General features: G+C 50.1%; 16 protein-coding genes. 1 reads left to right on the forward strand and 15 read right to left on the reverse strand.

All coding sequences use genetic code 11. The features are described 5' to 3' along the window. Window positions 1–44 precede the first annotated feature (44 nt). Window positions 45–542 carry a UPF0158 family protein gene (locus FHT67_RS27340; RefSeq protein WP_243867526.1) on the reverse strand — a complete coding sequence of 166 codons (498 nt, stop codon included), beginning with the start codon at window positions 540–542 and terminating at the stop codon, window positions 45–47. Between the two features lie 607 nt (window positions 543–1,149). Beyond that, a complete protein-coding gene (locus FHT67_RS27345; protein WP_167201980.1) occupies window positions 1,150–2,055 on the reverse strand; it encodes a DUF3885 domain-containing protein in 906 nt (301 codons plus the stop codon). A gap of 119 nt (window positions 2,056–2,174) precedes the next feature. Here FHT67_RS27345 and FHT67_RS30725 point away from each other — a divergent pair, with 119 nt between their 5' ends. Next, a complete protein-coding gene (locus FHT67_RS30725; RefSeq protein WP_481856098.1) occupies window positions 2,175–2,297 on the forward strand; it encodes a hypothetical protein in 123 nt (40 codons plus the stop codon). A 244-nt stretch (window positions 2,298–2,541) separates the two neighbouring features. Here FHT67_RS30725 and FHT67_RS27355 read toward each other — a convergent pair whose 3' ends face one another. From FHT67_RS27355 to FHT67_RS27415, 13 genes are all read right to left on the reverse strand, one after another. Continuing rightward, window positions 2,542–3,942 (reverse strand): MATE family efflux transporter, encoded by a 1,401-nt coding sequence (locus tag FHT67_RS27355; protein WP_243867528.1) that lies wholly within the window; start codon window positions 3,940–3,942, stop codon window positions 2,542–2,544. Window positions 3,943–4,013: 71 nt separating this feature from the next. Beyond that, window positions 4,014–6,332 (reverse strand): glycoside hydrolase family 95 protein, encoded by a 2,319-nt coding sequence (locus FHT67_RS27360; RefSeq protein ID WP_167201982.1) that lies wholly within the window; start codon window positions 6,330–6,332, stop codon window positions 4,014–4,016. A 6-nt stretch (window positions 6,333–6,338) separates the two neighbouring features. Continuing rightward, the gene (locus FHT67_RS27365; RefSeq protein WP_132313034.1) at window positions 6,339–7,085 is read right to left on the reverse strand and encodes a response regulator transcription factor; all 747 of its coding nucleotides are present in this window, start codon (window positions 7,083–7,085) and stop codon (window positions 6,339–6,341) included. Continuing rightward, the gene (locus FHT67_RS27370) at window positions 7,033–8,805 is read right to left on the reverse strand and encodes a sensor histidine kinase (protein ID WP_243711826.1); all 1,773 of its coding nucleotides are present in this window, start codon (window positions 8,803–8,805) and stop codon (window positions 7,033–7,035) included. Before FHT67_RS27370 ends, FHT67_RS27365 begins: the two co-directional genes overlap by 53 nt. Before the next feature lie 117 nt (window positions 8,806–8,922). Next, window positions 8,923–10,740: a beta-L-arabinofuranosidase domain-containing protein gene (locus FHT67_RS27375; RefSeq protein WP_167201983.1), complete on the reverse strand. Its 1,818-nt coding sequence runs from the start codon at window positions 10,738–10,740 to the stop codon at window positions 8,923–8,925. A 96-nt stretch (window positions 10,741–10,836) separates the two neighbouring features. Beyond that, window positions 10,837–12,429: an extracellular solute-binding protein gene (locus FHT67_RS27380; protein ID WP_167201984.1), complete on the reverse strand. Its 1,593-nt coding sequence runs from the start codon at window positions 12,427–12,429 to the stop codon at window positions 10,837–10,839. A 65-nt stretch (window positions 12,430–12,494) separates the two neighbouring features. After that, window positions 12,495–13,376 carry a carbohydrate ABC transporter permease gene (locus tag FHT67_RS27385; RefSeq protein ID WP_167201985.1) on the reverse strand — a complete coding sequence of 294 codons (882 nt, stop codon included), beginning with the start codon at window positions 13,374–13,376 and terminating at the stop codon, window positions 12,495–12,497. Between the two features lie 15 nt (window positions 13,377–13,391). After that, a complete protein-coding gene (locus tag FHT67_RS27390) occupies window positions 13,392–14,375 on the reverse strand; it encodes an ABC transporter permease (RefSeq protein ID WP_167201986.1) in 984 nt (327 codons plus the stop codon). Between the two features lie 208 nt (window positions 14,376–14,583). Continuing rightward, window positions 14,584–14,913: a DUF1048 domain-containing protein gene (locus FHT67_RS27395; RefSeq protein WP_167201987.1), complete on the reverse strand. Its 330-nt coding sequence runs from the start codon at window positions 14,911–14,913 to the stop codon at window positions 14,584–14,586. A 33-nt stretch (window positions 14,914–14,946) separates the two neighbouring features. Continuing rightward, on the reverse strand, window positions 14,947–15,294 hold the full coding sequence (locus FHT67_RS27400) for a DUF1048 domain-containing protein (protein ID WP_167201988.1): 348 nt from the start codon (window positions 15,292–15,294) through the stop codon (window positions 14,947–14,949). Next, window positions 15,291–15,599 carry a PadR family transcriptional regulator gene (locus FHT67_RS27405; RefSeq protein ID WP_279591610.1) on the reverse strand — a complete coding sequence of 103 codons (309 nt, stop codon included), beginning with the start codon at window positions 15,597–15,599 and terminating at the stop codon, window positions 15,291–15,293. The genes FHT67_RS27400 and FHT67_RS27405 overlap by 4 nt, the downstream gene beginning before the upstream one ends. 162 nt (window positions 15,600–15,761) lie before the next feature. Continuing rightward, entirely contained in the window at window positions 15,762–17,087 is a 1,326-nt protein-coding gene (locus tag FHT67_RS27410; RefSeq protein ID WP_132313052.1) for an ABC transporter substrate-binding protein, read from the reverse strand. A gap of 53 nt (window positions 17,088–17,140) precedes the next feature. Continuing rightward, window positions 17,141–18,946, reverse strand: coding sequence for a sensor histidine kinase (locus FHT67_RS27415; protein WP_167201990.1), 1,806 nt, complete (start codon window positions 18,944–18,946; stop codon window positions 17,141–17,143). Between the last annotated feature and the right edge of the window lie 101 nt (window positions 18,947–19,047).

Below are 19,047 nucleotides of genomic sequence, written 5' to 3' on the forward strand. Positions count from 1 at the left end.
AATATAATAAAGCTGCCATGACGGCAGCTTTCATTTTTAGTTTATTATTTTTGGAATTCAATGTCATGTTCGATGCACCATTCAATCACCAATTCCTTTATCTTGTTTTCCTTGTAGGTATACCATTGCTTATCTATGCCAAATTGTATTATTTTATCTTTAAATCTGCGAAATGCACCTTTCCCAATAATTGCGGTATTTAGCGCTTCATTCATCTCTTCATCTTCAAGAGTCGAAATGAACTCTTCTATGAGTTCATATTCGTTGTAGTCGTTTTTTAACGTGAAATCAGCATATTTTTCCTGTTCATCCTCGAGTATGCAAATTGCCCTTTGAATGTTCTCTCTTTGCCATTCAGGGAAATTTTCAAGCGGCTGTTCATCTTCAGCAGCTCGAATTTCTTCTCTAGTTAACGTAATCACTTCACCTGTTGTTACATCTATATAAGTAAACGTATCCTCAATCCCAATCTCAATCTCGCTGACTAATTGATCTAAACTGACGAGTACTTTAACCAATAAAATCGTTCCTTTCCAACTCATCCTTTTTACTGAATGATCATTCCTCGTAGCACACTGCCGAAGTATCGCTATCTTGGTTTATTTGTTTTTCTTCATCTGATTCATAACTTCTTGAATCTCTTCCCTACTTGCATTACCTGTTCCGTCAAACGAACACATTAAACAGGAACGTAGCTCAATATCTTTACCATTTTCATCAATATCGGAAACTGGTTCTGTCCAGTCCGCTCCTTGACCACAAAAATCACATCATTAGTTGATTCAACACTTCGATGGTTTCCTGCAAACGAATGTGATTCATTTGCATAATTGACAGTTATTTTTACATTCAAAAAAGTCGATAAAGACCTCTTTATCTTGATCATCCATGTAACGGAGTCCACTCGTAGTTATACCTTTAATTCTTGAATGATCGAATTCGGGCAATATCTTCGCCTCTTTTAAAACTCGCTAATTCTAACACTTATTCGTGATGTGATTAAAGTATCCTCCCTTTACTCAACAAAAGCTGCACCAGACCGGTAGATGTGCTGCTGCTTTATTGATTGAACTATAGTTACCCTGGCTTAATCATTTGCGTTAGCGAAATATATTCTTGTAAGGTTATTTTCTAGACCTGCCACCCTAATCAAACTGTTCTTTCAAAGCTCCAACCTTCATAAGCACCATATTTTTTACCGTACATACTCATGAGGTGCGTTTGGTAACCGATTAGTGCTAAAGCTTGTGTTTTAGTAGCTATAAACCTGACCCGGTCATCCAATTTTGAAATCTGCTTAATCGAGAATGACGTGAACCCGATCTCTTTTTCAAATTCTTTAGCGTATACGAACGGAATCTCAAAATGATGTGTTATGTGACAGGTGTTAACTCGCCTTAGATTGATTCCGGAATTAGTAATTTTCTTGTTGTTATGTTCCATTCGAGTCTTAAGTTCTTCATCCGTTTCGATGATACCCGCGAGTCCTTCACCAAAAAGATTGTCAATTTCGTATCGGTTAAAATCCAAGATCCATTTTCGGTGTAGATGGTATAGAGGCAACAGGGCACCTATTTGCGAACTAAAGACATCGCAGCCACGATCGTCATACATGTGAAACAAGATGCCTTTTGTTTTGTTATACAGGTAAATCCCACCGTCGGCGCTCGGTTTGCGCATGAAGTCGGCATTCTCAATGGATTCAATTAAATACGACTTTCTGATTTCTTTCGCTTTAACTTCAACGGTCCATTCTTTAGTGTAGAAATCGACATCAGACTCATCAAACTCATATGGTAAAGTGCTCGATGTCGTGTTATTCAACCGCGTTAGGAAAAAACGCTTTAATCGTATCTTACTTTTCCGTTTTTCATTTATTCCAAAGCTGGTCCTATGCATAAAAATCACATCGTCTTCGGGATCGAAGATTGAACGATATATAGCACTCGCGCGACGAAGGCTTTCGTTCCGGTACGCCTCTTCCGTCAAACTTTCGAGTCCTAATTCAAAACGGATATAAGGACCTTGAGCTTTAATTTCTTTTACAATGTTCATTGAGGATTTACCTTAGCTTTTATTCTCCATTTTACCATATCTGACTGACCAAGATCCTTCATGTTTGGATTAAACTCTGATCTGCTGCATCTTTCCCCGAGATGGTGGCGTAGGGAATTATTTTAGCCACCGCGCGGTTTCATCATCCCGCTCATGTTCAGGATTGGACATCTAGTTCGATTGATGACAATTTCAATACTGTATGGAATATCATTATCCATGGGATCGCAAAGCCGAAATAGTCATACAATTGGGCGTGCGTGTGTAACGGAGAGGGCCACACTATTCCCGACCTCTGCTACTCTTTTCAGCTTGAAACAAACGACAAGAAAATACGTACATGTGAAAAAAGCTTGTTAATATTAAGATTCTAATCGGGAATATTATGTCGTTATTCTTTGGTGGCTGGGCCGTGGGTTGCTGCAACTAATTACTTAAATTGCACGAACAAACAGCCGGTCGAGATAACCGGCTGTTTGCTCATTTTTACATATGTCCGGCAGCTGATGCTGCTGGTATTTTGCCTGTCGTCGCTTTTACTCGGGACCAGTCGAGCGTCAGATAGCGCCACCCGTTGGCAACCGCCGAAAGCACGATTAGCAAACATAGCGCGGACCAAGCGCCGGTCTGCCCCCAATCGAGCACTCTGGTCAACAGAATCGTTAGCGGGATGAATAACAGCCAGTTTAAGATAAGCGCCGTCCGTGACAAGAACGTCGTGTCCCCTATGCCTCGAAGTCCGCCGCCGAAAATAATGTTTGCTCCTGTGAACAGCTGAACGCAAGCGGTTAGATGGATAAGCGAAATCGCCGTTTCGTACACCGCCGTCTCCGAGGTATACAGCTTGGCGATCGGCAATGCGAACAAGAAAAAGACGACCGAGATCAACGCCATAAAGATAAGGCCCAGATAAACCGTCACAATCCCGAATCTTCGGGCAGCAGCGCTGTTGCCCTTGCCCACTTCCTGTCCAATCCCGATCGTAGCCGCAGCGCCGAAGCCATTCGAAGGCATAAACCCGAAGGACAAGATGTTAAGCGCGATTTCATTGGCGGCGATAGCGGTTGTGCCAAGCCTTGTAATGCATGCGGTAAACACAAGCATCCCAACGCTGTTGGACAGCTCCGTTATGCCAAGCTTAACGCTCTCGAACAACAGCAGGCGCACCTGTTGCGCCTCGATGCGTATCCAGCCCCTTGTTGCGTACGGGATGCTCATGAAACCGTAATAGACGATTAAACTTAGCAAAAAGGTTACCGCTTCCGCAGCTACCATGCTCCACGCCGCTCCTTGAAGCCCAAGCTCCGGAAAACCGAACTTTCCATAGGCAAGGACATAGGTCAAGCTTACGACCAGCCCGCTATTGATGAGCGAGAGCGTCATTGGCGTACGCGTATCCCCGACCGCCCGCATATAAGCAAAGAATACGGTATTAAACATCGTAAAGATTAGCGCAATCATTCTCACCAGCAAGTAAGGTGAGCCAAGGGTGAGGATGGTCTCGTTCGAGCCCATCAGGTAGAGAATACCGTAAGGAAGCAGGAAGCTGCCTATAAGCAGGGTAATTCCCTGTACGGCCGTAATGATCAGCGCAATCTGCATCCGTTGGTTTCCCTGCCGGATATTGCCGGAGCCATAGTTTTGGGCGACGAGAAAGTTAATCGCTCCCTGCACGCCGGAGAATAAGGCCCATAGATTGTAAATGATAATGTTCGTAATGCCGACAACCGCAATGGACGCCGCACCAAGATTTCCGACGATCATTAACACCAGCAATCCGGTAAAAGTCATGGAGGAGAAGGTGGCGATAGACGGGATCGCTAATGTTAGGATTCGTTTGACCAACAGCAAGACTGCACCTCTTCGCAGGGAATTCGATTCTGCCATCTTTGATCATAGGCAAAACCTGCTTTCATTATAGGAGGGAGTCTTACCGCTGAAAAGAAGTGATATGAAGATCAGTTACTATCCTTGGGTATAGCATGGATGACGATTGCAATTCCTGCTTCCCCGTCAACCGACAACAAATGGCCACCCGGCTTCTCCGGTTCAAAGGCTAACCTTTCTTCCGACAAACGCACGGGATGATCGCAGCGCACGTGGTAAGTCCCTTTACGATCGGGCGTTAGGATTGCCTGATGAATGACCCCTTTTCTCCAAACGATATCCACCGTCACGCCGCCGCGGGCCCTCAGTCCCCGGACTTCGCCGTCCGGCCATGCCTTTGGAAGGGCGGGCAGCAAATGCATGCAATCCTCGTGGCTCTGCAGTAGCATTTCCGCAATGCCTGCCGTTCCGCCGAAATTGCCGTCGATCTGAAACGGCGGATGGTTATCCAGTAAATTCGGCAGCGTAGAGTGGGACAATAACGCGGTTACGTTGCTATACGCCTCTTCCGCGTCTCGCAGTCTTGCCCAGAAATTGACGATCCAGGCCCGGCTCCAGCCGGTATGCCCTCCCCCGTTCTCCAAGCGGCGCTCCAGCGTTCGGCGAGCGGCATCGCTAAGTTCCGGCGTATGATCCGGCGTAATTTGGGTTCCAGGGTGCAGGGCGAACAGATGCGAGATGTGGCGATGCCCAAGCTCCACCTCCTCGTAATCCTCGTACCATTCCTGCAATTGGCCGTGACGTCCGATACGGGATGGAGGAAGCTTGCTAATGGCCTGCTTCAGCTCCTCCAGAAAGTCTTTGTCATCCGATCCGAGCAGCTCTCCCGCGGCTGTACAAGCCTGGAACAGCTCGCGCGCGATTTGGCTGTCCATGGACGGCCCGTAGCACAGCACACCCGTCTCCCCATTCGGCAGACGATAGGTATTCTCGGGAGAGACGGAAGGGCAGGTGACCCATTCCCCGCCGGGAAGCTCGACCAGATAATCAAGCAGGAAGACCGCCGCCTCCTTCATCATCGGGTAAGCGCGCCCCAGGAACGCTTTGTCTTCCCCGTATCGGTAATGCTCCCAAAGATGAAGGGACAGCCAAGCGAGACCAAGGGGCCAATAGGTCGACGAAGGCCACAAATCCTGAGGAGCCGTGTCCGCCCAAATGTCCGTGTTGTGATGAGCGGCGCTTCCGCGGCAGTCATACATGGTCCGGGCAGTATGACGGCCGTTGGGAATCATGCGCTCGATCAGGTCGAAGAGCGGCAAGTGACACTCCGCCAAATGGCAGCTCTCTGCCGGCCAATAATTCATCTGGGTATTGATATTGATTGTGAATTTGCTGTCCCAGGCGGGAAGCATATCTTTGTTCCATATCCCTTGCAAATTAGCGGGCAGCGATCCGGGCCTGCTCGAGGCGATCAGAAGGTACCGGCCATAATGAAAATATAAAGCAGTAAGACCGTGATCCTCGCGACCGGCCTTAACGTTAGCGAGACGTTCAGAGGTATCCTCCGTCCTGGCCTTCAAGCCGGATTCGGCGCCTAACGAGAGGCTTGCCCGATCGTACAGTATGCGGTAATCCGAGACATGCGAAGCCCGCAATTGCGCATAAGCGCTTGCGGCAACGCGTAAGGCGTCTCCAATCGCAGCAGCTTCGGGGTCGGCTTCGCGGAAATCGGTCGACGCGGTCACGACCAGAAGAACGGCGTCGGCATTCGAGACGACCAGGTGCTCGCCAATCGTGCGCATGCTCCCCCCCTCGGGCCTGCATGCAAGGACCCCGCAATACCGGACGCCTCCGCCGCTGTTCCCGCTCATGACGATCTTACCGTCCTCGGCCCGAATCTGGTCTACATAGCGGAACCGTTCGCGTCCCATTCTGGCGGTAAACGAAATCTGGCCGGGAACATCCGCCTTAAGCCTAATCACGATGGCTCTGTCCGGATAGCTCGCGAAAATTTCGCGGACGAAATGGGTTTCTCCCGCCCTATAGGAAACGCGAGCAATGGCCTCGGATAAATCAAGCCGTCTTTCGTAATTCTCAATTTCGCCGGCGTGCTCGAATTGCAGGAACAGATCGCCCAGCGGAACATAATGACGCTGGGTCTCGGGAATGGCCGTCAGGGCCATCGAGGCCAGACGCTCGGCCTCCCGCAGCTTTCCCTCGAATATAAGCTTGCGAATTTCGGCCAAATTCGGCAGGGCATCCGGATTATGCCGATCTCTAGGGCCCCCGTACCATAAGGAATCCTCGTTTAATTGCATGCGTTCCGCTTGCGGATCACCAAATATCATGGCTCCCAGGCGTCCGTTGCCGATCGGCAAGGCTTCTTCCCATTTCCCGGCAGGAGTGTGATAAAGCAGCGTATCCTCGTATTCGCGATTGTTCTCCAGCATTTGCGTTCAATCCCTTCCGTTAATTGATGGAATCGTTTCGTCTTCTTCCTGAATTCCGCGATAAGCGCCGGGAGTCGTGCCCGCGTACTTTTTGAACACCTTCGCAAAGTAATGCTTGGTGTCGAAGCCGACCTGCTGACTGATGGCGCAAACCGTCAGATGCGGCTGCGTTTTCAATAGTTTTTGCGCCTCCCGGATCCGCAGCGAATTCAAGTAATTAACAAAGGTATCCCCCGTCTCCTTCTTGAACAGGCTGCTGATATAATTCGGATGCAGACTCATTCGTTCCGCCAGGTGATCAAGAGACAAATCCTTCATGTAATTCAACTGCAAATAGGCCAGAATGCGTTCGGCGTGCCGGCTGTATTCCGAATCCGATGCGGCGGGCAGCTCTTCCTTAACGCGGCTCAGCAGAACGGCGATTTCCTTCTTGTCCAAGGGCTTCAGCAAATAATCCACAACACCCGAGCGAAGAGCCTGGCGGACGTATTCGAACTCGTCGTATCCGGTCAGGATAATGAATCGGTCGCATAATCCCGCGTGCCTGGCGTCCCGAATCAATTCGAAACCGTTCTTCTCCGGCATGTTAATATCGGTTACGGTCACATCGGGCATAAAGCGCTTCATGGTTTCCAGCGCTTCCAATGCGTTAAAGGCCGAGCAAATGTCGGACCCTGCCGGCGCGACCTCTTCTACGATTTTAACTAACCCTTTCAGAATCAAAGGTTCGTCGTCTACGATCAAGATCTTCATCGTCCACCGCCGTCCTTTTCTCAATGATAATGCGCAAGCAGGTTCCTTGACCCGGCTCGCTGAGGATTTCCAATCGGGAATCTCCGCCGAAATAACCCTTGACTCTTTCGTTGACATTTTTTAAGCCTACGCCGGCCGGTTCATCCGATTTTCGGAATTCATCGTGCCTGGTCAGCCGTTCACGCAGCTCGAGAAGCCTCTCGGGCGGAATCCCGTTTCCGTTGTCGGAGACTTCGATCGTGACCTCCGATTCCGTTTCCGTTGCTTGCAGCCGGATATGGACGGGACGCAGAACGGCGGAAGCCCCATGCACGATGCTGTTTTCAATAAGAGGCTGCAGGAGAAAGCGCGGACAGGACAGCCTGTCGGCCTCGAGCTGAACGTCAATCTCGTAGGTCAGCCTGCTTTGAAGCCTCATTTTGTGGATGTTCATGTAAAAGGCAACCATCTCGATTTCCTTCGCGAGAACCGTTTCCTGCTGCGCGGACGACAAGCTGTACCGCATCAGCTTCCCGAACCAGAAGGATATATCGGCAACCTCCTTGTCGTTATTGGCTTCCGCGACCATTCGGATCGTTTCCAGCGTGTTGTATAGAAAATGAGGCTTGATCTGCGCTTGCAGCACCTGGTATGCCGCTTCTTTGTTGCGAAGCTCGGCCCGGTGGACATTATTAATGAGCTCGTCCATTCTCCTAACCATGGAGTTGTAGGTAACGATCAGGAAGCCGATCTCGTCCTTTTCAAACCTGCCGCTTTGGATCGACAGCTGCCTTAGGTTATTGTCGCTCAGAGTGCGCATATGCCGGGCCAAGCGGAGAATTCGTTTCGTAATCGTAGAAGCCAGCAAATAATAGGCGATGGATAAGGCGATGAGCAGCAGCACGATGATCGTCACCAATACGGCCTCTTTCTGCTTCACGGAACGGAATACGTCTCCCACCTGACCGGTGATGATTACGCGAACGCCCAGGGGCTCAAGCTTTAGCTGATTGACAATCATATTGCGGTTGATAAAAAAATTCCGCTTCTCCGCTTGCAGAAGAGTCAGCGTCTTATTGTCCAATCCTGCCGCTTCGTTCCTCAGCAAATCGCCTTGCCCGGTAAGCAGATTGGCTTTCCAATTGCCCTCCACGCCCGCAGCGGCATAAAAGTTGCGGATTAAGCTATTGCTAACCCGAATTTCAAGGAGACCGATTCGCTCCGTAATTTGCGTATTGTAGATGTACTGGTAATAAATCAGGTCCGGATCCGATACTTGAGGATCGGCGCGCAGCCATATCCCCTGACCGGCTTTCAGAGACGCGACGGTGGCCTCTGTTTGCGGCTCCAGCATGGACCAGTCCCGAAATAGATTGGTTATGGGCAGCACCCGGTCCTTCATTTTATAGATCACGATAGATTCGATCTCCGGATTGGCGAACATGGATTGGGTGTACAGCGGGAGAATATACCGTGTCAATGCGTAGACGCTGTCCGCGTCGGAATCATAGACGCCATCCAGATAATCGGTCAGGTAAGGATTGTATTGCATCACCCGGTGAACCGATTGAATCCTGGCGAAATCCGTCTTCATATTGGCGTAGGCCTGCTCGAGGATCTTTTGCCTGCTCTCTACGAATTGTTGGGTCAAGTTTCCGTAGATTTGCGTGTAATAGTGATAACCGAAAGCGATAACCGGGATAAAGATCATAATGACGTAACCAAGCACGATCTTGCGCATGATGCTCACGGATGCATTTCCCTCCAATAAGGAATCCATATATCGTTAACGTATCACGTACTCAAGAATTCCGCTAGAGTCGCATTTCCCCCGGAGCGATCGGTTGCAGGCCGATCGTTAGCTTCCTCCATAGGCCGCTCTTCCGTCCGCCGCAAAGGAAAAGCCGCGTTCAGGCAGCGCAAAACCCGACCAATCGATATAAACGGAATACGATTCGTCCTCGACTCTAAACAGCGGGATAAATCTGGCTTGAGTCCCCCCGTCGTCTTCGACGATAACCTCCAGCTTACCATCCTTTATCCTGCCGGCCAGCTTCTCCTCTAGATTCCGATCGGATATTCCTGTCAATGGCATGTCATCATCAACCCTGGCGAGGAGCACGCTGCCGTATAGGAGCGCTGCCGATGCTTCCGATCCCGGAAGCGGAATCAACCTCAAGGAAGCTTCGATTTCAATGTCGATCCGATCCCCATTACGGTAGAGGCGTTCAACTACGATATACCCTTCTTCCTTTTGGAGATGGATGACTTCGTCATTGAATCTTATGTTCTTGACAGCTTTCTCCTTGAACATCATCCGAAGCTCCACGGGCTCATCCGCTTCAAAATGCAACGTGGAAGTCAGACTGTCCGGAAAACTCGTCCGCTGATGGATAACGATTCTGCGATCCTTCCATGCTGCCTCCGAGGAAACGAAAGCATTAAGAAGAATGGCGTTTCCGTTCCGGAACCAGATGTTTTTTTGCAGTTCGCTCATGGCTTCGATCCCTGACCCGGTGCAGCACCAGAAGGAATCATACGGTTCGCTGAATTTCTTCATCGCATTCGTTCCGAGCGGCTGATGGTATTGGGAAAGACCCGTTTTAGCGCTGGCGCTATTCAAGACCGCGTTATACTTGAGGGATTCCAGATGGTCCAAATACCCGGTCTCCGGGGACCATTCCAGCAAGCGCTCCACAATCTTTTCCGTATTATGCGCGCAGCAGCTTTCGCTTTCCCCGCCGGTCAGCGCATCCGCCAATCGACCGTAACCGCCCCAATGCTCCGCTTTCTCCGATACTCCGCCCCGGATAAAGGCCGTCGCCTTGGAGCTGTTGTTTCCGTTCGCGAAGGTTCTCCCCTTCAAGAAATCGTAGAAACGGAGTGCCGATTTTTTATAGGAATCCTCTTCTCCTATCTTGTAGCGGTGCATGGCTGCAATGATCATCGGAAGGTGAGCGTTGGCATGCAGGTCCTCCAATACATCCCGGCCTTCCGCAAGCGGCCCGAGCAAGTAATCCCTGTCAAAAATACGGGCCAATCCGAGGAGCTTGGCATCTCCGGTCAACTCGTATAACGTATAAAGGGAGTCTCCCAAACCGCCAAACTCGTTTACGGGATTTACTTTCGTGCAGCGAAGAATGCCATCGATTTTCCAATGGGAAAGACGTTCGAATCTTCCCCGAATGTAATGGGCAAGATTGACCGCAAGCTCCAGTGCTTGCGCATGACGCAAATATTTATAGCAATCAATCAAGCCTTGCATAATTTTGTGCAGGGTATAGTAGGGAGCCCACACGCTGCGGTTCTCTTCGAGCTCCAGTACGTCAAGCTTATCCTCCTCGAAGGCGCTCAAATAGCCGCTTGGCTGCGCGCACGCCTGCATGACGCCGACAATTTCACCCGCCATCGTCTTCATCGTTTCGTCGCCATCGCCATAAGCGAATTTGGCGCACGCGGACAGAAAATGTCCGACGAAGTGTCCTCTCAAGCCGCAATCCGGCGCCTCCCAGCCGCCCAGCGGCTCCGCTGCGGATGCCATTCCCGCATTAATCTTGAACGTGTGCATCAGACGCTCCAGATCAAACTCTCGCAGGTATGTTTTTGCACGTTCTCTCCTGGAAGCAAAAACATCGTCGGTTAATCGGACTTCGTCCAGTTGAAACGAAATGAACATAGCGTTGTGCTTCCTCCCTTCGCAAAAGCAAATCCACCAGCGGTATAGCATACAAAGTCCGGCGGCAACGCATCGCGCTGCTGCCGGACTTTGGTCTTATTTTTTAAACAAATCCTTCTTCTTCTGATACGTTTGGTTTGCCCAATCCACCAAGCGGTTCAAACCGATCTTCTCGGCATTTTTCACCATGGTCTCGTAATTGGCAACGGCCTCTTCTTCCGATTTCGCCAAGTAAATTTTGACCTTTTCGTTCTTGATCATCTCGTCAATCTTCGTTTTAATCGTCTTCTCTTCGGAATCCGGCTGCAATTGAATCAAACCAAGCTCCGGCTTGTAGACCGTGAACGCTTTTTTCTCCATCAACGCTTTCGTCTTCTGTGCCCCCGGCACGTAACTCAGCATTCCTTCGGTAACGCCGTCGTTGTACAGGTACCACCATTTAATTCCGTTCGTATTGACGAAATCGGCATCGGACGGATCGTATTTCAAATTCGGATAACCATCTTCATTCCAAGTCCAATGCTCGCCTTCAACGCCAAACATGGTCAATTTCTTTCCTTCGTCGCTTGCCAGATACTGAAGGAATTTGATCGAAGCTTCGGGGTCCTTGTTATTCTTCGTGATAAACGTGCCTGCAAAGCCTAGTCCCGAGCTGACCGCTTTCGCATTTTTCGAAATGGCGCTAGGCAGCATCTGGAACGTATACGAGCCGCCCGCGTTTTTGACCTTAATATTGTCCATGTCCGCTACGCTGACCGTATGGCTATGCGCAAACGCCTTCCCGCTTGTCGCATACTGATCGTCGATTTGATCGTTCGTATAGGCGAAGTTCTCGGCCAGAATATCGCCTTCGCGGTAAAGACGATTCATAAATTTGAAAAATTCCAGCATTTCGGGTTGTCTAATCGCATAGTCCACTTTTCCGTCCCGCTCGTACCAGCCGTCCAGAAGGCCCTCGACGCCGAACTGCTGCAGGAAGTATTGCTCGATCCAATCCTTATCCATAATGAGAGGAACCATGTCCGGATATTTCTGTTTAACCATGCCCAAAACCTTTACAAAATTGTCGATGGTGTCAATCGGGGGATTCCCAAGCTCTTTCAGAATATCCTCGCGCACGGCGATACCCGGGTTGCCGTCGCTTCCGAGCGAATATTTGTTCTGCGCCATTTCCTCCTGAGTGGCAAAGGAGTTGCGCACCGTGTAGAAGTTGCCGTCATCCATGGTGTGTATCGCGATTCTTGTCGGATCGATTTTAAAATCCGGCGCGTATTTCTCGATCAGTTCATTCCAGGGATAGGAAAGCTTTGAATCGGACATCCGATCGATATTAGCATAAGTGAAAACCAAGTCGGGAAGGTCTCCGGAAGCGATCATCAGCGGAAGCTGCTTATCGTCCGTCGCGACCGTCACGTTCAGCTTAATTCCCGTCTTTTTCGTAATTTCCTCGGCAACGGCCCCCTTCCACTCCTTCACCGGATACCAGGAGGCATCGATAAACAAGGACAGCTCCTTCACCTCGTTGCTTTTTGCGGGCGAATCGGGGGTTGTCCCCGGAGAGTCGGCGGCGACTGCGTTGTTCTTCTGACCGTCGTTGTTGTTGTTTCCGCCGCATGCGGACATTAACGTTATCGTCATCATGAGGATGAGCGATAGGAGCAGAGCCTTCTTCCCTTTGTATCTGTTCAATGTAACCCCTCCAACAAGTGATGTTTATATTAAAGCAAACGCTTTAATATCATGCCAATTAAAAATCAGCCCTTCACGGAACCCAGCATAATGCCTTGAATAAAAAATCTTTGAAGAAACGGATATACGCATACGATAGGCGCGATAGAGATCACCATGGCCGCTACCTGAAGCGAATAGCTGGTAACGCCCGCCGAGGCACTGTTCGCAACGGCAATGGCGTCCATCGGAGCGTTGCTCTTGTTGATGACCTCCATCATCCGGAAGGCAAGCGTCCGCAGACCTTCCGATTGCACGAAGTAAGCGGAATCAAGCCAAGAGTTCCACTGTCCAACTCCCAGGAATAACGACATCGTTGCAATGAGCGGCATCGAGACGGGAAGAATGATCCGATAGAAAATAACGAGCTCGCTGGCGCCGTCCATATGAGCCGATTCCTTTAATTCGCCCGGAATCTCTTGAAAGAACGAAATGGCTATCAACAGGAAGAACGTACTCAGCATGGAAGGAATCACATAGACCCCAAACGTGTTCAACAGTCCAACGGAGCGCAGCACGACGTAATACGGGATAAGGCCGCCGGAAAAGTACATCGCGAATATAATGACCGTGAAATAGCCTTTACGAAACAGCAGATCCCGGTGCGACAATCCGTAAGCGACCAAGCAGGTAAATAAGACGCCTAAGGCGGCTCCTGCAAGCGTTCTCATAATCGTGACCAAAAAAGCGCGGTACCAGTGGGGATCATCCAAAAACCTGACGTAATTCTCAACGGTAAAGGTTCTAGGCCACAGATAAACGCCTCCGAGAAGCGAATCGGTTCCTTTATTAAAGGAAAGAATCAGAACGTAATAAAACGGATAAAGCATCGATAACGTAAGAATGGTTAATAACGCATAAATCAAGGCATCCATGATGCGGTCTTTTTGTTTCTGGCTGAGCTGCATGCCCGCTCCCCTTTCCTAGAATAGACTTGAGCCCGAAGAACGTTTGGCGATGAAATTGCTGGAGAAGATCAGAATGACGGAAATGACGGATTGAATCAAATCAATGGCAGCCGCATAGGAAAATCTTCCATCCCTTAAACCAACCTTAAACGCGTAGGTTTGCACGATCTCCGAAGTCGGATTGTTGATGCTGTTGCCGAACAGGAACGCCTGCTCGAAGTTGGAGCCGACTAACCCTCCGCCCAGAATGCTCCCGATGGTCAGAATGAGTACGACAACAATCGTTCCTTTCATTCCGGGGAACGTGATATGGCGTATTCGGGCCAAACGGCCAGCTCCGTCGATCTGCGCGGCCTCGTACAGCGACGGGTTGATCCCGGCAATTGCGGCCAGGAAGATGATTGTCCACCAGCCCATTTCCTTCCAAACGGCGCTTCCCGTCGCAAACCCCCAAAAGTAGCTGGGATTCGTTAATACGTCAATCGGTTTGTCTATCAAACCCAACCCTAGCAGCGCCTTATTAATCATCCCGACATCGGTTGACAGGAAGGCGAAAGCAATCCCCGCAACAACGACCCACGAGATGAAATGGGGCAAATAGCTGATGGTCTGGACAAACCGCTTAAATTTCAAATTTTTCACTTCGCTTAATAGAATCGCCAGCAATATGGGAGCCGGAAAAGCGAAAAAGACTTTTAGAAGACTTAGTGCCAGCGTATTGCGGACAATCGTTCCGAATTGGTAGTCGCCCACGAATTCCTTGAAATGCTTTAATCCCACCCAATCGCTCGTGAAAATGCCCTTAATCCCCGTAGAGATGGAATACTGCTTAAAGGCCATTAGAATGCCGAACATCGGCGTATAAGCGAAGACCAACAAAAAAATCATGCCGAGCCCGACGAACAGATGCAGCGTTTTTTGTTTTTTGAACCGCTTCCAAAATTGCGATCGTTGTTCTGTTTTTCCCGTATTTCCCGTTACCCGAATATCCAACTCCATATCTGCTCCTCCTTTGTTCTCAGTTTACTCTTCCAGACAAAGCCGTCGAAAGCCAACATTCTTAAGAAAGCGTTGTCATTTTTGAAGATTGCCTTAACACAAAAAGCCGTCCTGATTGGACGGCTTTTGTGTGTTAAGGCAGGGCTAAGAGAGGTAAGTACCTCAAGGCGCTCGCTTATTCGATAGGCATGCTCTAAGGGCAGAGGTCTTATTTCTTGGTCTTGTTGCCCTTCTTGTCGATGGATTCTTGATATAGATCAGCGTACGTCTTTGAATCTTTAATCAAATCGTCGCAGAAAGCCGCTACGTCCTTGCCCGTCACTTCGAGCGCGCCTTTTCCCCGTGCCGCTCCCTCTTCAAAAAGATCGACAATTCCGGAGAGCATCCCCGTCCCCTCGGTTAGCTCAACAGGGCCAACCTTAAAGAAATATTTTTGCATCTCTTTGTAAACGATCTGATAATCGTGGGGAAGCGCTTTTACCCGCGCCACATGCGCTCGCCACTCCTTTTTTCCTTGAATGATATCTTGTATTCTCATGTTTACCCTCCTAATAGGCACGATGAGCTTAAGCTACTTGCCTAATTTTTTGGCAATCGTATGGTTGAGCTGCTGGCGCCACTTGTCTCGAAACGTTATTGCTCCTTCTTCGCCCGCCAGCGCTGAACAGAAGCCCTTAAGATCGTCCCCCAGCACCTCGTGGACTCGCTGACCGTCCGCCGCCGCTTCTTCAAGCAGTCCAAGCACGCCGTCCAGAATCGGCATCAGATTGCGGCCCGTCAAATCTGCGTGCGGCCAAAGATTGGCCTTGATTTTCTCCCATGCCGTTTGATAATCTGCCGGCAGCTTATTGGCCCGCGATTCAAAAGCCTTGAATTCTTTAGTCATGTCGCTGCCGGTGATTTTCTCCCAAAAATTCATTGCTCTCTCTCCTTTAACTCGTTAATTTTCGAGGATACGAACTCCCACTTTGCCCAGAACCTTTGCAGCTCCTCGCGCCCCGCATCGTTGATTGCGAAAAACTTTCGCGGCGGTCCCATGTCGGATGGTTTCTTGGTGATCTCCACCAGCTTATTCTTCTCGAGCCGAATCAGAATCGTATATACCGTTCCCTCTACAACATCCGTAAAGCCGAGGGCGTTTAGCTGCCTCGTAATTTCATAGCCGTAGGTTTCATTGCGGCTTATAATTTCAAGGACGCAGCCCTCGAGCACTCCTTTAAGCATTTCCGTTATGTTTTCCAGCACAATCACCTCTCGCTATTCCGTATGACTGGTATGCAGTATCACTTACTACAACTATAAAGTATCACTAAGTAGTTGGGTTGTCAATGGGCTTACAGCCGTCCATAAACAAAATAAAGCCGCCCTCAGTGGACGGCTTCTCGCTTATTTGACGGCTTGCTGCTTCCACTGCTCGCGCAGTTGGAGCGTTTTTTTATTCCAAGCCTCGGTCTCGGGGATCAGATGCTTAATGTCATAGCCGTTGAAAACAATCTCGTTGATCATGTTGACCCAGTTGTACTCCGAGAAGCCGGGAATGGTAGCGCCCGGGAGGACCAGGACGTTGTCCTTGGTCATCTTGACGGCCTCGATATTGCGGCCCTGCCAGATTGGCGCCATGTCGATATAATCGGTCAGCTCCGGATCAATGACGGAAGCGTTGGCGCCTTCGTCGATCTTCCACTTCTGCGCTTCCAGCTCGAACTGGAAGCTGATCCATTCGTAGGCTTCCTCCTTATGCTGCGAACCGCTGAGCATGGCCAGCGGGCCGTAAATATGGAAGGAATACTGGTTCTGCTTCCCGCGCGGAAACGGGAGGATATCCCAGTTGAATTGCGCTTCCTTCTGCAAGCGCGGCAGCAGCCAATCCCCCCCGACCTCGAAGGCGGTTTTACCGTTCAGGAAACTACGCGCGACATCATGCTGTTCCTTGGCCTTGGACCAGGAAAGCATCGAACCGTCTTCCGTCACAAACTCGGTCAGCCAACGGATATCGTCCAGAACGGCCGGGGTATTCAACAGACTTTGCGTCATGCTCTCGTTCAAATAGGCCAGGTTCGGCGCATGCCCGTCGGCTGCCGCCTTGAGCGGAAGCAGCCGCATGACAAATTCATTGCTGGTCGTAAGTCCGTATTCGCCCAACGCGGGATCGGTCACCTGCTTGGCGATAGAGCGGAAGTCATCAAAGGTCCAGCTGTTTGGCGGCATCTCAACCCCATGCTTGGCCAATAAATCCTTATTAACGACGATCCACATCGGCACATCCACGAACGGCACGGCTAGTCTGCGCCCGCGGAAATCCATCGTATCGAAGTAGCCGTCCGGAAGCACCTTGTCTTGAAAGGAAGTGTCTTTATCCATATAGGGCTTGAGGTTTTCCAATAGTCCTTGCTGCTCGTAGGCAAGCAGGTCTCCGTCGATCCAGGCCAGATCGGCCGGGGTTCCGGCCTTCTGCAGCGCTTTGATTGTCGCGGTAATATCCTTCTCGTTTGCTTCCACCTTAACCGGTTCGATCGTAATCCAGGGATACTTCTCATGGAACATCTCGTACAGCTGCCGGTATCGGTCATCCGCCCAGGTAAGCAGCCTGAGCGTAACGGGAGCATGCTCCGGAGTCTTGGCGGAAGACTCTGGCGTACGGCCGGAGCATGCGCCAAGGACCAATACAAGCGTCAGGAGTAAACTTCCAATAACGTAACGTCTGTTATTCAATTGATACTCCTCCTTTTATAGCAGCATGCCATGGAACCGTACTCCCCTTTTATTCACTCAAAGGTCGAATCCAGCTCCTGGCCTTCTTTCAGTACAGGATGCTTTAACGTAATTTTTGTCCCGATGTCCGGTCCCGTCACAATCTTCAGCTTATAAGCCTCGCCAAAATACAGCTTCAGCCGGTCGTTCACGTTTCGCAGCCCTACGCCCCGGCGCGACGGCGAGAACTTGCTGCCTGCCGGCTCCTCCGCCTGCTCCAGCTGGTCGAGCACATGCTGCGGAATGCCTTTCCCATTATCGGCGATATCCATAACGATATCACCCTCTTCTTGCCTTGCGGCAATCATGATCTTCCCTTTGTCGAAGTTATCCCGCACGCTATGCTGGATCGCATTCTCTACAAGGGGCTGCAGCAGCAGCCGAAGGAACGGCAGCTCCATCGTTTCCTCATCGCAGGCGTAGAGGATCCGCACGGTTTTGCCCATTCTAGCCTGCTCGATCGCCACGTACGCCTTCACCTGATCAAACTCCCGCTTCAGCGTGGTGATTTCTTTCCCTTGGTTAAGGCTGAGACGCAGCAGATTGCCAAGCGCCGACACCATTTCGCTTATGTCGCTCCGGCCGTGATTTTCCGCCTTCCACCGGATCGACTCCAGCGTATTGTACAGAAAATGCGGATTGATCTGATGGCTGAGTACCTGGAATTCCAGCGCCTTCTTGTTGCGCTCCGAACGCGCGGCCTCCTTCACAAGCCCGTCTATCCGGTGCACCATGCTGCCAACGCTCCGGAACAGCCAGCCTACCTCATCCTTGCGGGAGGACCATGGCGATAAATAATGGAGATTATCCGCTTCCAGCTTGCGCATCAGGCGGACAAGATGGGCAATCGGCTGCGTATAGGTTACGGTCAAATAAATAACGACGCTGAAGCAGCACAGCAAATACACGATCAGAAAAATAATAAGGACACGGTTAATCTCGTTCATGGCGCCGGTCAGCTCCTTCAGCGGAGTCAAGCTGACAATCGTCCACGGATGATTGGCCATCGCTACGTAGGTTGCCAGGTAGGTTTGTCCGCCGATGGTGATGGACTGCGAGCCGGCGTCGCTTTTTTTCATAGAATTGACGAAAGACTCCGAAGGAAACGGCTGACCGGTCCATTCATTGACGGCCGAATCATAATGCACAATGCCCTTGTCGTTCACGAGCAGCAGCTTCTGATCCTTGAGCTGATCCGAGGGGGAGAAATACCGCTCCAGAAAGTCGTCGGAAAGATCCGTTGCGATAAGTCCCCGCACTTTGGAATCGTACAATCCGGAGAACCGTTTCACGTAAGTGAGCAAAGGCTTTGCGTATTTCCCCTGCTTCGGCATGGTCAGATACCAGGTCGGCTCCACCGTTGCTTTGGAGCGCTGGAACCAATATTGGTCGCCAATCCGCACGGATTCATCGATAGACCGCATATACGAAGGGTACTTCGTTGGATTAATCGGATATACCTTTACCCGGAACGCATCTATAACCGGCGTGGCGTGATACAGGGCCGTCAGCATATTAACCGCGAACGATTCCTCATCCTGCTCGTTAACGGGCTCCTTGTATAGTAAGTCTTGAACGCTTTTATTGCCAATAACCTCGTTGACCTGTTCATTCAAATTATTTAAATAGATTTCGAAGTTCTTCTTCGCCTGAAGAAGATAGCTCATGGTCATCTTCGTATTCGTCTCGGATATCCCCTCAATCGACTTGATATGGGAATAGTAGGCGAAGAGCAGAAACGGGACAATGATAATAAGCAAGAAGATAAATATCATACGATTGCGGAAGGAGGACGCCAGCCGAAACGAAACTTTTCTCATACGGTTAACCTGCCTTTCTTGTAGGGACGAAAAGCTCCCTTTATTCACTATGCGCTTCTGCTATTCCTTCTTCCCAGTTCAAAACATTAACATTCCCCCTA

Origin of the sequence: Paenibacillus sp. BK720 (assembly GCF_011761545.1) — a bacterium.
GTDB lineage: Bacteria > Bacillota > Bacilli > Paenibacillales > Paenibacillaceae > Pristimantibacillus.

Bases quoted from the DNA above. Each gene is read 5' to 3' on its own strand.
- FHT67_RS27345 (WP_167201980.1), bottom strand. From the start codon at position 2,055: ATGAACATTGTAAAAGAAATTAAAGCTCAAGGTCCTTATATCCGTTTT.
- FHT67_RS27400 (WP_167201988.1), bottom strand. From the start codon at position 15,294: ATGAATTTTTGGGAGAAAATCACCGGCAGCGACATGACTAAAGAATTC.
- FHT67_RS27370 (WP_243711826.1), bottom strand. From the start codon at position 8,805: ATGCGCAAGATCGTGCTTGGTTACGTCATTATGATCTTTATCCCGGTT.
- FHT67_RS27340 (WP_243867526.1), bottom strand. From the start codon at position 542: ATGAGTTGGAAAGGAACGATTTTATTGGTTAAAGTACTCGTCAGTTTA.
- FHT67_RS27375 (WP_167201983.1), bottom strand. From the start codon at position 10,740: ATGTTCATTTCGTTTCAACTGGACGAAGTCCGATTAACCGACGATGTT.
- FHT67_RS27355 (WP_243867528.1), bottom strand. From the start codon at position 3,942: ATGGCAGAATCGAATTCCCTGCGAAGAGGTGCAGTCTTGCTGTTGGTC.
- FHT67_RS27390 (WP_167201986.1), bottom strand. From the start codon at position 14,375: ATGGAGTTGGATATTCGGGTAACGGGAAATACGGGAAAAACAGAACAA.
- FHT67_RS27405 (WP_279591610.1), bottom strand. From the start codon at position 15,599: ATGCTTAAAGGAGTGCTCGAGGGCTGCGTCCTTGAAATTATAAGCCGC.
- FHT67_RS27395 (WP_167201987.1), bottom strand. From the start codon at position 14,913: ATGAGAATACAAGATATCATTCAAGGAAAAAAGGAGTGGCGAGCGCAT.
- FHT67_RS27385 (WP_167201985.1), bottom strand. From the start codon at position 13,376: ATGCAGCTCAGCCAGAAACAAAAAGACCGCATCATGGATGCCTTGATT.
- FHT67_RS27365 (WP_132313034.1), bottom strand. From the start codon at position 7,085: ATGAAGATCTTGATCGTAGACGACGAACCTTTGATTCTGAAAGGGTTA.
- FHT67_RS27415 (WP_167201990.1), bottom strand. From the start codon at position 18,946: ATGAGAAAAGTTTCGTTTCGGCTGGCGTCCTCCTTCCGCAATCGTATG.
- FHT67_RS27360 (WP_167201982.1), bottom strand. From the start codon at position 6,332: ATGCTGGAGAACAATCGCGAATACGAGGATACGCTGCTTTATCACACT.